Origin of the sequence: Rhizobium sp. BK313, from assembly GCF_014193655.1 — a bacterium.
GTDB lineage: Bacteria > Pseudomonadota > Alphaproteobacteria > Rhizobiales > Rhizobiaceae > Rhizobium.
In genome coordinates this window covers 134,606-152,567 of the sequence record NZ_JACHZQ010000006.1, presented here as the reverse complement: position 1 = coordinate 152,567, position 17,962 = coordinate 134,606, and the positions used below count along the sequence as shown (strand labels likewise).

Genomic DNA, 17,962 nt, shown 5'->3' with positions numbered 1-17,962 from the left:
TGCGTTTGATGTCCGATATCAGCAACTTCAGTGTGCGGTCGATGCGGTGCGCGTCTTGCGGGATAGCCTTGCTTCTCGTGACCATGCTTGCCTCCTGTGTCACCACCGATCCACGGCTGATCGCGGCACTTCAGCAAACTTCGGTGCGCGAAATCCGTATCGAGACAGCGCCTGACGTGAAGATGACGGGCCTGTTCACTGAAGGTAAACCCGATCCGCAGCTTTCTCTTGTCGTTCGTACGCTGAAGAACGCGATGGAGAAGGAACTGATCGGCCTGCCCGGCGGCCCCACACATGCGCGACTGGTCGTCACCCTGCATGTCGTCGATTTGAGCACCAAGGCTGGCCGCATCCTCATTCACAGCGACAGCGACATCGCGGCGACGGTCAGGCTTGAAGACGCCAAGACTGGTCGCCTCATCGCGGAAGAGCCGAATGTTGTCGCCGGCAATTCAGGCATGCGCGGAGAGGGGCTTGGAATATTTGTGGCCATGGCCGTCAATGCGGCAGAGGCGGCGGGGCCGGAAGATATCCTGGCGCAGCGGCTGGCGAATGCATTCACGCATCAGGTCAAGCAGTGGCTGCTGGTGAAGAAATAGAGCACACGACAGGTTGCCCTGCCAAAGGCAGGGCGCCTGAAGCAGCAAATAGCACGTTTTTGTTTTAAATCCATTTACCTCAACCACATGCCGACGTTGCCTCCCATCCCGAAGCCATGGTCTCGCTCTGCATGCCACCACAACCACGGCGATATTCAGTCGCCGTAAGAATCACGCACCGGAAGGCGTGCCATGAGCAGGACGATCGTGCGGCGTAAGCCCGCGACAGCAGAACGCGGCATAGAAGCAGGCGAGGGCGGCTCGTTCCGCCGGCTCACGCGCCTTGCCCACCAGTCGCTGGCGCTGCTGTTGAGTGGGCTGCTTGTTCTTCAGCCCACCATCGCCAATGCCCAGTCGGTCTCCGCGAGCACCACCGCGCCCGCCGCCAACCAGCCAAGTGTCGGTGCTGCCCCGAACGGCGTGCCGCTGATCGATATCGTCACGCCCAACGCTGCCGGTCTTTCACACAACAAATATGACAACTTCAACGTTGGCGCCCAAGGCGTCATCCTCAACAACTACAAGGGCGAGGTCGGCATCTCCAATCTCGGTGGCGCAACGCCGGGCAATCCGAACCTCAATGCGTCGAACCCGGCCTCGGTCATCCTGAACGAAGTCACCAGCGGCAACCGCTCGGCGCTGAATGGCCCGACGGAAATCTTCGGGACCAAGGCCGACGTCGTTATCGCTAATCCAAACGGCATTACCTGCGACGGCTGCGGCTTCATCAACACGCCGCATGCCACCTTGACGACCGGCGTGCCTAATATCGGCGCCGACGGAAGCCTGACGGGTTTTACCGTCAATGGCGGCGACGTCACCTTTCAGGGCAATGGCGGCAACTTCGCCGCCGGCCCCGGCGCGGTCGATCTCTTTGACGTGGTCTCCCGCAGCATTCACGTCAACGGCCCTGTCTATGGCAGGACACTGCGCCTGACGGCCGGCGCCAGCAAATATGACTATGCCACCGGCGAGGCGACGGCGCTTTCGGCCACATCCGGCACACCGGAATACGCGATCGACGGCACGGCGCTCGGCGCCATGCAGGCCGACCGCATCAAGGTAGTCGTCACCGAGAAAGGCGCTGGCGTCAACATGAGCGGCGACATGGCCGCCAATGGCGGCGAACTGTCACTGTCATCAGACGGCAAGATCTCGATCGGCAACGCGTCGGGTGCTCAAGGTGTCACGATCACCTCGAAGTCCAAGGTGACGGCTGCCAAGGTGAGCTCAAAGGCAAAGATCGCCGTTCAGGCCGATCAGGGCATCACGCTGCAATCGGTGGCAGCCGACAGCGATATCGTTTTGTCGAGTGGCTCCGGCCTCCTGAGCGTGGCGAGCGATACCAACAGCGCGGCCAATGTGCAGATGACGTCTGCAGGCGGCATTTCCGCCGCCAATGTGACGGCCGGTGGTGCAGCAGCGCTGTCGGCCTCGGCCGGTAATGTCAGCCTCACGGGTGCTGCCAGCAGCAATAGCGCGCTTTCGATCGCTGCGGCATCCGGTACGATCACGGCTACGTCGCTCTTGAGCCATGGCAATATCGGCCTCAACGCCGGCCTCGACATCGTCGTCTCCGGCAATGTGTTTGCGCAGGGCAAGATTGCGGCCACCGGTCGTTCGATGTCGACCGGCATGATCGCTTCCGGCCTCGATATCGCCGCCACACAGGCGGCTGCGAACGGCAAGACCGTGCTGGCGAGCGCCGCCGACCTGCAATTGACGGCCAATGGCGCGATCAGCACGGCCGGCTTGCTCTCGTCCGGCAATGTGGCGATCAACGCCGCCTCACTGTCAGCCGACAGCCTGACGGCCAACGGCGCCGTCAGCATCGATGCCGCCACCGGCACCACAACCGCCAGCGGTCGCGTGGATGTCGCCGGCCAGCTCCTCGCTTCCGGTGATGTATCCGTAGACGGCCAAGGCATAGAGGCGGCGACAATCGCTTCCGGCGTCGACTTTGCCGCCACCGATGCAGCGGGTGGCAACATCGTTCTCGGTCCGGCCGGCACCCTCGATCTGAACGCCGGCGCCGGCACGATCGTTGTCGGCACGCTGCTGTCGGCCGGCGATCTTAATGCCCAGGCAACGCTGCTGCAGGCAAACGCTCTCACGAGCCACGGCAATGTCGACATCGATGGCGGCGTCGATGTTTCCGATCAGTTGCTCAGCGCCGGTGATGTCACCATCAATGGCAACGGCAATGGTGTCAGCGCCGATCTTCTCGCCTCCGGCGTCGACTTTGCAGCGACCAAGGCCGCCGGCGGCAATATTGTGCTTACGCAGAGTGGCGATCTGACCGTCAACGACAGCGCCGGCGCGATCCAGGCGGGAACCATGCTTGCGGCCGGTGCGATCAACGCTGTCGGCCAGGCAATCACCGCTGATACCATTACGGGCCACAAGAACATTACGCTCACTGGTGCCACTGGCACGACGACCACGAGCGGTCGCGTGGATATCAGCAGCCAGGTGCTCGGCGCCGGTAATGTCAGCGTCTTCGGCTCGAGCATTAAGGCCGACGCCATTGTCTCCGGCGTCGATATCGCCGCTACCGATGCCGCCGGCGGCAGGATCGTGCTTGGCACGTCAACGGCTGCTGGAACCGGCAATCTTGCACTGTCGGCAGCCGGCACGCTCGATGTTGGGACGTTGCTCTCCGCGGGTAATTTCAGCGCCCATGGAGCGGCCATCACAGCCGACAGCGTTACGGCGCATGGTGATCTGGCGCTTGACGGCGCCACCACCGTTAGCGGCCAGATTCTCGGCGCCGGCAACGTTCTGATCACCGGCCAGAGCCTTTCCGCCCAGACGGTCGTTGCCGGTATCGATCTAGATGCCACCAACACATCCGGCGGCAATATCGTACTTTCGTCAGCCGGCGATCTGACGGTGCTGGTCAACGGCGACATTGCGGCGTCGACGATACAGGCAGCCGGCAGCATCGATGCCAGTGGCACGACCATCACCGCCGATGATGTCACCGGTCATAACGATATCACGCTCTCCGGCGCTACCGGCGCGACGGCCGCAAGCGGTCGCGTGGATGTCAATGATCAAATCCTGGGCGGAAACGACATCAGCATCTCCGGTTCCAGCATCAAGGCCGGCGCCATCTTTTCCGGCGTCGACTTCGCCGGGACGGCTGCTTCTGGCGGCGGCGTCGTGCTTACCAACAGCGGCGATCTAACGGTTGGGGCCTCCGGCGCGCTCAACGCCGGTACGCTGCTGTCGGCCGGCGATCTCAAGGCTATCGGTTCGAGCATTACTGCCGATAGCGTTACGGCCCATGGCGACATGACGCTCGCCGGCGCCGGCACGACGACCGCAAGCGGTCACGTGGATGTCAGCGGTCAGATTCTTGGTGCCGGCAACGTGCTGATTACCGGCCAGAGCCTGTCAGCGCAAACCGTCGTCGCCGGTATCGACTACGACGCCACCGATGCCGCCGGCGCCACTATCGTTCTTGGCCAGGCCGGCGACCTGACGGTCGCGATCAACGGCGCGGTGGCGGCTTCGACCATTCAAGCCGCTGGCAGCATCAATGCCAGCGGTGCGACCATCACCGCCAATGCTGTCACGGGTCATAAGGATATCACGCTTTCCGGCGCCACCGGCACGGCGACCGGAAGCGGTCTCGTGGATATCAGCGGTCAAGTCCTTGGCGGCGGCGACATCGGCATCTCCGGCTCGAGCATCACCGCCGGCGCAATCGCTTCCGGTGTCGACTTCGCCGCGACGGCTGCTTCCGGGGGCGCCATCGTGCTCGCTGGCGGTGGTGATCTGACGCTTACGGCCTCCGGCGCACTCAAAGCCGACACATTACTGTCGGCCGGCGATCTCAGTGCTACCGGTTCGACCGTTACCGCGGACAGCGTCAGCGCCCATGGCGACATGACGCTCAATGGCGCAATCAACGTCGCAGATCAGATTCTCGGCTCCGGCAACGTATCGATTACCGGTCAGAGCCTGACGGTTCAGACGCTTGCCCCCGGCATCGACTTCGATGCCACCAATGCGGCCGGCGGTAATATCGCGCTTGGCCAGGCCGGCGATCTCACGGTATTGGTCAACGGCGCCGCGGCGATGTCGACCGTGCAGGCTGCCGGCGCTATCGATGTCAGCGCGACGACCATTTCCTCGGACGCCGTCACCGGCCATAAGGACATCACGCTTTCCGGCGCAACGACCGTCAATGGTCAAATTCTCGGCGGCAATGACGTCAGCATCTCAGGGCCAAGCATCAAGGCCGATGCCATCGTTTCCGGCTTCGATTTTGCCAGAACAGCCGCTGCCAATGGCAGCATCGTACAGACGACAAGCGGCGATCTGACGCTTGCCTCGAGCGGAACAATTGACGTCAGCACGCTCTTGTCGGCCGGCAGCCTCAGTGCGATCGGGACGGCTGTTACCGCCGACAGCGTCACCGCCCATGGCGATCTGACGCTCGGCGGCGCCACGGGCACGACGACCGCAAGCGGTCGCGTGGATGTCAGTGGTCAGATTCTCGGCTCCGGAAACGTGCTGATCACCGGTCAGAGCCTGTCGGCGCAGACCGTTGTCGCCGGTATCGACTTCGGTGCCGCCGAAGCTGCTGGCGGCACGATCGTGCTTGGCCACGCAGGCGACCTCACGGTGTCGGTCAGTAATGGCATCGCTGCTTCGACCATACAGGCGGCCGGTACCATTGACGCCAGCGGCGCGACCATCACAGCCGACGCTGTCACTGCCCATAAGGACATCACGCTTTCCGGCGCCACCACTGTCAATTCTCAAGTCCTTGGCGGAAGCAATGTCGACATCTCCGGCCCGAGCATCAAGGCTGGCGCGATCGTTTCCGGTGTCGATTTTGCCGGGACTGCTGCCGCCAACGGTAGCATCGTGCTCGCAAGCAGTGGCGATCTGACGCTTGCCTCTGCCGGCAATGTCAACGCCGGCACGCTGCTGTCGGCCGGCAGCCTCAGTGCTACCGGTACGGCTGTTACCGCCAACAGCGTCACCGCCCATGGCGACCTGACGCTCCAAGGCGCCGCCACCATTAACGGTCAGATCCTCGGCGCCGGCGATGTGCTGATCACCGGCCAGAGCCTTTCCGCCCAGACCGTTATCGCCGGCATCGATTTCGATGCCACCAATGCCTCCGGCGGAGCGATCGCGCTTTCGCCATCAGGCGATCTACTGGTTTCGGTGAACGGCGGTATCGCCGCTTCGACCATGCAGGCGGCCGGTGCTATTGACGCCAGCGGCGCGACTATTACCGCCGATACCATCACTGGCCAGAAAGACATCACGCTTTCCGGCGCCACCGATATCAGCGGTCAGATCTTGGGCGGAAGCAATGTCGACATCTCCGGCCCGAGCATCAAGGCCGACGCCATCGTTTCCGGTGTCGATTTCGACAGGACGGCGGCTAGCGGCGGCAATATCGTACTCGCCGGCGGCGGTGGTCTGAGCCTTGCCTCGGCCGGGAATGTCAGTATTGGCACGCTGCTATCAGCCGGCAGTCTCAGTGCTATTGGCGCAAGCGTTGCCGCCGACGGCGTCACGGCCCATGGCGATCTAACGCTTAAAGGCTCCACCACCATCAGCGGCCAGATCCTCAGTGCCGGCAATGTGCTGATCACTGGCCAGAGCCTTTCCGCCCAGACCGTTATCGCCGGCATCGATTTCGATGCCACCAATAGATCCGGCGGCGATATCGTGCTTGCTCAGAGTGGCGACCTGACGGTTTCGGTGAACGGCGGCATTGCCGCTTCGACCGTACAGGCGGCCGGTACCATTGACGCCAGCGGCGCGGCCATTACTGCCGACGCCGTCACGGGTCACAAAGGCATAACGCTTTCCGGCACCACCACCGTCAATTCTCAAGTCCTAGGCGGCGGCAACGTCAGCATTTCTGGGCCAAGCATCAAGGCCAGTGCCATCGTTGCCGGTGTCGATTTTGCCGGGACTGCCGCTGCCAACGGCAGCATCGTGCTTGCCGGCAGTGGCGATCTGACGCTTGCCTCCGCCGGCAGTCTCAACGCCAGCACGCTGCTGGCCGCCGGCAGCCTCAGTGCTACTGGCGCAACGGTTGCCGCCGATACCGTCACGGCCCATGGCGATCTGACGCTTAAAGGCTCCACCACCATCAGCGGCCAGATCCTCAGTGCCGGCAACGCGCTGATCACCGGCCAGAGCCTGTCGGCCCAGACCGTTATCGCCGGCATCGACTTCGACGCCACCAACGCTTCCGGCGGCGATATCGCGCTTGCTCAGAGCGGCGACCTGACGGTTTCGGTGAACGGTGGTATCGCCGCTTCGACCATACAGGCGGCCGGTGCCATTGACGCTAGCGGCGCGACTATTACCGCCGATACCGTCACAGGTCACAAGGACATCACGCTTTCCGGCGCCACCGATATCAGCGGTCAGATCTTGGGCGGAAGCAATGTCGGCATTTCCGGGCCGAGCATCAAAGCCGACGCCATCGTTTCCGGTGTCGATTTTGCCGGGACTGCTGCTGCCAATGGCAACATCGTACTTGCCGCAAGCGGTGATCTGACGCTTGCCTCCTCCGGTAATGTCAATGTCGGCACGCTGCTGTCCGCCGGTAGCCTCAGTGCTACTGGCGCAACGGTTGCCGCCGATACTGTCACGGCCCATGGCGATCTGACGCTCCAAGGCGCCACTGGCACGACGACCGCAAGCGGTCGCGTGGATGTCAGCGGCCAGATCCTTGGTGCCGGCGATGTCCTGATCACCGGCCAGAGCCTTTCCGCTCAGACCGTCGTCGCCGGCATCGATTTCGATGCCACCAATGCCTCCGGCGGCGATATCGCGCTGGCGTCGAACGGAGACCTCACGGTCGCGGTCAACGGCAACGCCCAGGCGTCGACGCTCCTTGCCGCAGGCGCCATCGATGCCAGCGGTTCGACTATCACCGCCGACTCCATCACTGCCCATAAGGACATCACGCTTTCCGGCGCCACCTCCGTTAACGGCCAGGTCCTTGGTGGAGGTGATATCAGCATTTCCGGGCCAAGCATCAAGGCCAGTGCCATCGTTGCCGGTGTCGATTTCGCCGGGACTGCCGCTGCCAATGGCAACATCGTGCTTGCCGCAAGCGGCGATCTGACGCTTGCCTCCACCGGCAATGTCAACGCTGGCACGCTGCTGTCGGCCGCCAGCCTCAGTGCTACCGGTTCGGCCGTCACCGCCAGCAACGTCACGGCCCACGGCGACCTGACACTCAAAGGTTCCACTGGCACGACGACCGCAAGCGGTCGCGTGGATGTCAGCGGCCAGATCCTCAGCGCCGGCAATGTGTTGATCACCGGCCAGAGCCTTTCCGCCCAGACCGTCGTTGCCGGCATCGACTTCGATGCCACCAATGCCTCCGGCGGCGATATCGTGCTTGCTCGGAGCGGCGACCTGACGGTTTTGGTGAACGGTGGCATCGCCGCTTCGACCATACAGGCGGCCGGCGATATCGATGCCGGCGGCGCGACCATCACCGTCGATGCCGTCACCGGTCACAAGGACATCACGCTTTCCGGCGCCACCTCCGTTAACGGCCAGGTCTTAGGTGGCAGTGATATCAGCATCTCCGGCCCGAGCATTAAGGCAGGCGCCATCGTTTCCGGTGTCGATTTTGCCGGGACTGCTGCCGCCAACGGCAATATCGTGCTCACCGCAAGCGGCGATCTCACGCTTGCCTCCGCAGGCAGCGTCAACGCCAGCACGCTGCTGTCCGCCGGCAGCCTCAGTGCCACTGGCGCAACGGTTGCCGCCGATACTGTCACGGCCCATGGCGATCTGACGCTCCAAGGCGCCACCACCATCAGCGGCCAGATCCTCAGCGCCGGCAATGTGTTGATCACCGGCCAGAGCCTTTCCGCCCAGACCGTCGTCGCCGGCATCGATTTCGACGCCACCAACGCCTCTGGCGGCGATATCGTGCTTGCGTCGAACGGAGACCTCACGGTCGCGGTCAACGGCAACGCCCAGGCGTCGACACTCCTTTCCGCCGGCACCATCGATGCCAGCGGTTCGACCATCACCGCCGATACCATCACTGGCCATAAGAGTATCGCGCTTTCGGGCACCGGCACGACGACTGCAAGCGGTCAGGTGGATGTCGGCGGACAGATCCTCGGTGGAAGCGATGTCAGCATCTCCGGGTCAAGCATAGAGGCCGGGGCCATCGTCTCCGGTGTCGATTTTGCTCGGACGGCTGCAGCCGGCGGCACTATCATCCAGTCGGCAAGCGGCGATGTGCGGCTCGCAGCCACCGGCGACATCACCCTCGGTACGCTTCTCTCCGCAGGCGATTTTAACGCTCAAGCCGCCAATCTCACGGCGGGCGGCATCACCAGCCATGGCAATACTGACCTGAAGGCCAGCGGCACGACAACCGCAAGCGGTCGCGTGGACGTCGACGGCCAGGTGCTGTCAGGCGGCAACCTCGCGATCGACGGCGGCAGCCTCAACGCTGGCCTTCTCGTTTCCGGCGTCGATTTTGCGGCGACCGAGGCGAGCGGCGGCAATATCGTGCTTGCTCCCTCCGGCGCCATGGACCTCACCGTCGCCGGCAATGCCGTTGCCGGTACGATCCTTTCGGCGGGCGATTTCGAAGCGAAGGCGGCGGCTCTCAAGGCCGGTAGCATTACCAGCCACGGTGCGGTTGGTATCGTCGGCGACGTCGATGTGACGAGCCAGATTCTGGCCGCCGGCGATCTCGCGATCACCAGCGGCAGCATCAGCGCACCCGTTCTGATCTCCGGCATCGATTTTGCCGCCACCAATGCGGCGGGCGGCAATATCGTGCTCGCGCAGTCCGGCGCGATCAACCTTACCGCCACCGGCAATATCGCCGCCCAGACGATACTTTCAGCCGGCGACTTCGTGGCCCAGGCAGCAAGTCTCACAGCCGATAGCATCACCAGTCACGGCAAGGTGGCGATCACCGCAAATGGTAACGCCGGCACTATCGCCGTCAGCAACCAGATTCTGTCGGCCAGCGATCTCGCGATCAACGGCGGCAGCATCAGCGCCCCGGTACTGATCTCCGGCGTCGATTTTGCCGCCACCACGGCATCCGGCGGCAATATCGTTCTTGGCCAGTCCGGCGACATGCAGCTTGACGCCTCTGTGGGCATCGCGACCTCGACCATGCTGTCGGCAGGCACTATTGACGCCAATGCCGCCACGATTGCAGCCGGCGCCGTCACGGCACACGACGACGTCACCCTTGCCGGCAGCAACAGCGTCAACGTCACCGGCCAGCTCCTTGGCGCCAACGACGTCTCACTCTCCGGCCAAACCGTTCAAGTCAACCAAGCTATCACCGGTGTCGACTTCGCTGCCACCGCCCGGTCCGCCAACGGTGCGATTGTCCTCGGGCCGACGGGCGCCCTCGACATAAATGCAGGAAGTGCCACAGCCGGCACGCTGATTGTAGCGGGCGGCCTTGACGTTGCCGCGAGTAAGTTCACGGGCGGCAACATTACAAGCCACGGCGGAGTCTCGATCGGTTCGTCCACCGCTCCCGGCGCGGTCGCGATCAACGGCCAGCTTCTCGGCGCAAGCGACGTCGCAATCACCGGCTCGGATATCAGCGGCAACGTCATCGTCGCCGGCGTCGATTTCCCCGCAACTGGTCAGTCGGCGTCCGGCAACATCGTCCTCGGCCAGGCCGGCGATCTCACCTTGAAGGCCACATCCGGCAACGTGACCGTTAACAGCCTGCTCGCCGCCGGCACCATCACGGCCAATGCGGCGAACAATGTCAGCGCCAATGCCGTCGCACATGGCGACCTTGCGATTGCCGCCGGCAATGCGATCACGCTCACCGGCCAGTCGCTTGCCGCTCGCAACGTCAATCTTGCCGCCAGGTCGATGACGATAGACACCCTGGTGTCCGGCGTCGACTTTGCCGCCACCAACGCTGCATCCGGCGGCAGCCTGATGCTGCAGCGGACGGGCGCGATGACGGTTGCCGCCTCCGGCGGCAGCATCAGCGCCAACGCGCTGCTGTCTGGCGGCAATCTCGCCGCCTCGGCAACGCAGAACATCGGCTATGCCAGCCTGCAGAGCCTCGGCAACGCCACGCTCACCGCACCCGGCACTATATCCTATACCAACACCACCCGCGTCGGCGGCAATCTCACGATCAACACCGGCGCCATCGATCTGTCCGGCGCCAGGGGCAGCCGGATCGCGGGCGGCGGCACGTTGATCGTCAACGCTTCCTCCGCCAATCTTTCCGGCAGCAGTCTCGTCTTCGGGGGTCTGGCGCTCAATCTTTCCGGCAATGCCGACCTCTCCAACGCCGACGTCAGCACTGTCACCAATGCCGGCGGCTCCGGCGACATCGCCATCTCCGCCGCGGGCCTCATCACTACCGCCAATACATCGCTGCTTGCTGCGCACGATCTGACGCTCACCCTGCCGTCGCTTGCCAACACCGGCCAGCTCGCCGCCGGCAACAATCTCACCTTCAACGTCGCCGGCGATTTCTACAACAGCCCTTCCGGCCTCGTCTTTGCCGGCGACAACGCCAACCTGTTCGTCGGCGGCGTGCTCACCAATGACCAGGGCGCCATCCTTGCGGGTAACAGCCTTGCCATTGCGGGCCCGGGTGGCGGCCAGCGCAACGGTGCCGTCGTCAATTCCGCCGGGCTCATTCAGTCCGGCGGCAGCATGTCGATCCTGACCAACGGGCTGACCAACACCACGACCTCCGGACCGACGATCCAGCGCAATGTGCAGATCTCCAACACCATTCTCAGCGCCTACGACCTGATCACCGAGACCTACAAGTGCGAGACACGTTGCGGCACTGGCTCGGGACAACATGAGCCGACCTACGGCTGGACGGAGACGATCGATCATCTGGTGAACCAGATCGTCACCGAGGATCAACTGATCTCGGGTGCCGGCGCTTCAGCTAAGATCCGCGCCGGCGGTCCCCTGACCATCAATGCGGTCAATCTGACCAACGCCTACAGCTCGATCAAATCCGACAGCGACATGCTGCTCACCGTCGCGGGCACGCTGACCAATGACGGCGCGACGCTGAACCGCACGACGCAAACGATCTGCGATAGCAGTACACCTTGCCAATATTATCCGGACGTCATCAAATCCGACACCACCGATGGCGGTCCCGACTGCAGCGGCCCGAACAATCCTTGCGTCGGCAGCAACGACTCGTCGTTGACCTATTCGGACAACCCCAACGGCAATCGTGACGCTTCGAGGGATATCGCCGCCGGCACCACGGTGACCGTGCAGGCGATCGGCGTCCTGTCGGGCGTCATCCAGGCGCGGGGCGCGCTCGCCATCAACGGTGGCGGCACGGTCAACAACGTCGCCGCCAATGGTTCGATCGCCGGCCAGGTTGCAATCGATGCTCCGGCGACCGCGAGCAATCCGCTTGGCGCCTTGAACAGCATGACGGCGGGCGGCGCCTTGTTCAACGTCAATGCCGCACTGGCAGGCGTAGCGGCCAATGGCGGTGCGACCGCCGCAAGCGGCCCGTCGATTGCAGGTGGTGGCCCGGCGATCGGCAGCGGCCCGGCCATCAATAGCAACAGCCTGACGGCTGCTGGTGGCACGTCGATCAGCGGCAATAATTTGACGGCGTCCGGCGGTGCTTCAGTCAGTGGCAACGGCTTGACGGCGTCCGGCGGTGCTTCGGTCAGTGGCAACGGCTTGACGGCGTCCGGCGGTGCTTCGGTCAATGGCAACAACCTGACGGCGGCAGGCAGTGCTTCGGTCAGTGGCAACGGCTTGGCGGCAGTCAGCGGTGCTCCGGTTAGTGGCAATAGCCTGACGGCGGCTGGAGGCACCGCGGTCAATGGCAACAACGTAACCGCGGCTGGCGGTGCTTCGGTCAGCGGCAATAGCCTGACGGCGTCCGGCGGTGCTGCAATCAGCAGCAATAATCTCACGGCGGGTAACACCTCGGTTAATCCGAATAGCCTGATGGGCAAGCTCACGGCTGCCGTCGGCAACAGCGGCAATCTCGCCCAGGTCTTGCAAGTGAACGGCACCCAGCTCGCCTCGCTCGCCAAGCCGCAATCGGGTGGCGTCGGCGGCACGGTTCCGGGCCAGGTCTTCCTGTTCGAGACACGGGCGGCCTTCCTCGACGTGTCGACGTTCTACGGTTCTGGGTATTTCATCGACCGTATCGGCTATACGCCCGAGACCCAGGTTCCCTTCCTTGGCGACGCTTATTTCGACAACCAGCTCATCGACGAGCAGTTGCGGCAACTGGTCGGCGATGGCCTCGGCGCCGGCTCCTTCATCCCCGGCAACAACGCCACCGATCAGATGAAGACGCTGCTCGACAATGGTGTGGCCTACGCCGAGGCCAACGGCCTTGCTCTCGGCCAGGCGCTTACCCCCGAGCAGGCGGCGTCGCTGACCCAATCGATCGTGATCTACCAGACTGAGACCGTCGACGGCGCGCAGGTACTTGTGCCGGTCGTCTATCTCTCGGCTGCCGATCGGGCCAAGACCACGTCTGCGGCCACCATCGCCGGCAACACGGTCAGCATCGATGCCGGCTCCGTGGACAATTCCGGGGCCATTGCCGCCGCCGACGGCATGACCATCAATGCCACCGATATCAAGGCCAATGGCGGCGCCTTCCTTGCCGGCGGCAACATGAACCTCAATGCCACCAACGGCATCACGCTCGCCGCGCAGACCATGAACATCGGCGGCCAGACGGTCGTCACCGCCAATGGCGGCATAACAGCCGGTGGCAATCTGAAGGTCGATGCCGGCGCCGGCAGCCTGACGCTTTCCGGCACCAAAGTGGCGGCCGGCGGCTCGGCTCAGCTCTCCGGCCAGACCGTGACGGTCGGCGCCGTCAAGCAGGACAATGGCGGCGTCCAAACGCTTGTTGGCACCACGGTGACGACGGGCGGCAATCTCAACATCTCCGGCACGAACGGCGTCAATGTCATCGCAAGTTCCGCCAAGGTCGGCGGCGATCTCTCCGTCCTCTCCTCCAACGGTTCGGTCAACATCATCTCGGCCGGCGTGGAGAACACCGTCCTCAACAAGGACCAGCTGAGCCTTGCCCAAGGCGGCACCATCACCACGACCACCAGCCTGACGCAGCAGGGCTCCTCGCTCATCGCCGGCGGCGCCATGCTGGTGTCCGGTAATCAGGGCATCCTGATTGCCGGTTCCTCGCTCAATGCCGCGGGCAATCTCGGCCTTGTCTCGACCAACGGCAATATCGCCATCACCGCCTCCCAAGACCAGACGACGAGCCAATCGAAGACGATCGCGGGTGCCGCCAACGGCTACAAGAGCGGCCAATCGTCCTCGACTTCGCTCACCAACAACGGCTCTTCGATCACCTCGGGCAGCGGCCACGTGACGGTCGAAGCCGACAATGGCAACGTCAGCGTCATCGGCTCCGACATCGCTGCGCAAGGCGGCACGGCAAACCTCATCGCCAAGGGCGACATCACCATCGGCGAAGCGACCGACAGCGCCTCGTCTTCCAGCCAGTCCGGCTCGAAAAAGGCGAGCGAGGAAACGACGACGGCCGAGGGCTCGTCGATCTCCGGCCAGACCGGTGTCAACATCGCCTCCACCGGCGGCAACGTCACCATCTCGGCCTCCGACGTCACTACTGGCGACGCCACGCACACGGCCGATGCCAATATCCAAGCTGCCGGCAACATCGTCATTGCCTCCGGCAAGGATACGGACGAGACCACCTCCGACAGCAAGTCCAGCGGGTTCCTGTCCTCGTCAAAGACCCATACCCACACCTATGACGAAGACACCGTCGGCTCCTCCATCTCCGCCTCTGGCAACATCACCGCCAATGCCGGCAACGAGACTGTCGTCTCCGGCTCGGAGATGGCCGCAGGCGGCAATCTCAGCCTCTCCGGCTCGACAGTCACCATCATGGGGGCCGAGGAGGAGCACGAGAGCGACAAGCAGACCAAGAAGTCCGGCATCGGCGTCGGCTCCGGCGGCGGGTTTATCTCGATCTACGGCAGCCACGACAAGACGACCAGCGAAAGCTCTACGGACAATGTCGGCTCGACGCTGACTGCCGCCAACGGCAACATCACCCTGAATGCGACCAAGGGCGATCTCAACGTGATCGGCTCCTCGATCGAGGCAACCAACGGCGACGTTACTGGCAAGGCGGCCGGCGACATCAACATCCTGCCGGGTCACGAAAGCGACGATTCCTCGAAGAGCGACAAGCGCTCCGGCTTCGGCATCCAGGTCTCGACCAGCGGCGGCGGTGCCTCGATCGGCATCGGCGCCGGTCGCTTCACCGACCAGGTGAACCAAAGCGCTGACACCAATGCGGTGTCGACGATCAACGCCGGCGGCGACATCACGCTTGCGGCCGGCGACACCTTTAACGACCAGGCAGGCCAGATCGCCGCCGGCGGTGGCGTCACCATCTTTGGGCAGAACGGCGTCAATATCCTCTCTGGCAATGACGTCACCAATTTCGACGAGGTCGCCACCAGCTTTTTCGCCGGCGTCAGCGTCGGTGTGTCCTCCAGCTTTGTCGGCGCTGGCCAGAGCATCGAGAACCTCGCCTCCAAGCTCGGCAATGTCACGGATGGCTATTCCGCCGCCAACGTCGCCTTCGCCGGCCTGAAGGCCTATCAGGCGCTCTCCAATCTCACCGACAGCATCGGCGCCGGCAATCTTGCCTCCGTGTCGCTGACGGCCGGCTTCACCTACTCGAAGAATGAGACCTCGGTTTCGACCTCGACGCCGGTGCTGCCGACGATATCGGGCAGCTCGGTTGACATTTCTACCAGTGGTGATTTCGTCAGCCGCGGCCTGCAGATCTCGGCCGTCGCTGATCCGGATCATGCCGATGACCCGATGAATGGCAGCGTGCTGATTTCTGCCAATAATATCGACATGGCCGGCGCTCAGGCGACGACCGATGCTTCCTCGCGTAGCGAGTCGGCCGGGGCCAGCATCGGCGTGTCGGTCGGCGTTGGCATTGGTGGCGCCACCGGGATCACACCGACGGCCAGTGTCTCGGCCGGTCAATCGAAATCGTCGAGCTCCTCGACGACTGAAGTCCTCTCCACCGTCACTGCCTCGAACAACATCACCTTCGTCTCGAAGGGCGACACGACGCTCAACAACACCGTCTTCTCGGCCGATACGATAAACGGCACGGTCGGTGGCAATCTTTCCATCGTCTCGACACCGAATACCGGCACCCAGTCGAACAGCTCGTCCTCGCTCGGGTTCTCCTTCACCGGAGGGACGATCGGCAAGACGGATGGGCAGGACCTGTTGACGGCAGGCAATGTTGGCACGGCGCTTGGCGGCCTGACGCTGGGCGGCGTGCAGCCGGGCTTCGGCTCCGGCAAGGGCTCGACCAATTGGATCGATCAGCCGGCCGGGCTCTATTCCACCGGCGACCAAAACATTACGGTCGGCGGCAACACCAATCTTGCCGCTTCCGGCATCATCTCCGGCGATGGCCAAGTCAACCTCGACACCGGCACGTTGACCTGGTCGGACTTTGTCGGTTCGCAGAAGTACCAGGGCTACCAGGTCGACGCCAATATCGATCTCTACGGCGGTAAGGATGCCAACGGCCAGACGACAAACAATTCGAGTGCGGAGGGCAAATACCTGCTCGACGACGTCGAGCAATCGGTCAAGGCGACGATTAGCGGCAGCGGGGGCGCCGGCAACATCACCATCCGCAATCCCGATCAGCAGGCGGCGCTAGAACAGAGCGGACAGACGGGAGCGGTCGACCAGATCAATACCGATCCCGCCCAGCAGAACGTCGTCACCAAGGACAAGCATATCGATCTCGAGCCGTATATCTCGGTGCAGAGCCTGCAGGCGGCTGTGGATGCCGGCCAGACGCTGATGCAGGCAATCGGCAATGCGCTCGATAAGATGGTCGCCGATCGGCAGATATCGTCTGGTGACGGTCAGACAGCGCGCAACCTTCTGTTGCACCTGGGCGACAAAGAGCTCCAGGCGGCACTTGCTAGCTGCGCAAAACAGGCCAGCGGCACAGGCTGCTCTGGTATCGACCCCGCATACGGCGCCGTTTCATCCGATCTTGCCCTTACGATCATTGGCATCGTTCAGCCCGGATCCAAGATTATTGTTACCAGCTCCGAAGATAAGATCTTCGTCAGCCAGATGGGACAGGAAGATGACGAATGGCCCGATGGCGAGTACCAGAAATATCAGCGGGTGGGGGGAGTCTTAGGTGAGGCGCCAACGCCAGACGACGTTGATGCTTTTGGTCGACAAATGGTTGGGGCTGGTCGCGCACCAGAAACAGAAAGCCCCGCTCTCTCTGATAGTCCGTACAATCCGGCGGTTGTCGAAAGTCGGATCAAACCTCCGTACAACGCTAATGAAGCGCATGATGTCGGCAGCTCCCTTTATAACCCAGCTAAGACTCCAGAGCCCTCCGATGCGCAAAGTGTTTATGAAGATGGGGCGGTTCGTGGTGGCATTGGGACATGGTATGGAAAGGGTGAAGATGGCTATTATAGGTATTTCTCGGATAACGCAGGTACCGTTCATTTCAGTGGGACAATACCCGAGGCAAAGGTCCCTAATGAAGTGCGGAAATTCTTGGGGAATTGACTATGGATTTCGGAGATAGAACCAGATTCGGGATAACGCTTGAGTTGGACGCGAATTATGGCGGGCCGCGGTTATTCGGCCGATTCTGCTATTGGATGGAGGGCAACGTTGTCGGAAATTATGACGATGTCACGTCGCTAGCCGATTTAGTGGTTAATATGAAATACATCATAGGTGATCGAGGCAAAAGGCTTTGCCCAGCACTTCTTGATATGCCCCCAGCGGAAGCATTCCGAATAATCTCCGAAGCCTTGGATGGCACCAGTGATGAAATTCTTCAATATGTAGCTGAGGGCTTCATGCCTGCACGATTTGATATTTGCATTCCGGTAGACGTCTTCGATTGCTGGAGAATATTTTTGGTTGAAGGCACACGCGAGGCCCGCTTGTTCTTCTTCAACCTCGATGTTTCGCAATTGAGCACCATGACTTTGGCAGCGGGCGAGGCCGATGAGGTGTTTGGAGCTGCGTATTCGCATCTCGATAACCTCTACGAAAGTGTCGTCGTCGGCGTGCAGGGAAGTGCGTCGGACGCGAAAATTTAGGTCTCATTCGTCACCAACCGACTCCAACACTATGCAAGATCAAAGCTTCGCGTTTCGGAAGCCAGCGGAATTGATGAAGCAAGACCTGAGGATCGTGGATAGCGCGAGGAAAGGCTGTTCCGGGATTGCCGGGTCGTACCGCAGAAACCCTTTCTACGAGATTCGAGTCGTCCTCCAATCGGACTCAAGCAA

At 62.6% G+C, this 17,962-nt stretch carries 3 protein-coding genes; all 3 read left to right on the top strand.

Annotated elements, in window-relative coordinates:
- The first annotated feature begins 41 nt into the window (after positions 1-41).
- Positions 42-599 (top strand): hypothetical protein, encoded by a 558-nt coding sequence (locus tag FHT86_RS27060; RefSeq protein WP_133710242.1) that lies wholly within the window; start codon positions 42-44, stop codon positions 597-599.
- A 192-nt stretch (positions 600-791) separates the two neighbouring features.
- Positions 792-17,225: a hemagglutinin repeat-containing protein gene (locus tag FHT86_RS27055; RefSeq protein WP_133710118.1), complete on the top strand. Its 16,434-nt coding sequence runs from the start codon at positions 792-794 to the stop codon at positions 17,223-17,225.
- 2 nt (positions 17,226-17,227) lie between these two features.
- The gene (locus FHT86_RS27050) at positions 17,228-17,770 is read left to right on the top strand and encodes an Imm42 family immunity protein (RefSeq protein ID WP_133710119.1); all 543 of its coding nucleotides are present in this window, start codon (positions 17,228-17,230) and stop codon (positions 17,768-17,770) included.
- Positions 17,771-17,962: the final 192 nt, after the last annotated feature.

Bases quoted from the DNA above. Each gene is read 5' to 3' on its own strand.
- FHT86_RS27050 (WP_133710119.1), top strand. From the start codon at position 17,228: ATGGATTTCGGAGATAGAACCAGATTCGGGATAACGCTTGAGTTGGAC.
- FHT86_RS27060 (WP_133710242.1), top strand. From the start codon at position 42: ATGCGGTGCGCGTCTTGCGGGATAGCCTTGCTTCTCGTGACCATGCTT.
- FHT86_RS27055 (WP_133710118.1), top strand. From the start codon at position 792: ATGAGCAGGACGATCGTGCGGCGTAAGCCCGCGACAGCAGAACGCGGC.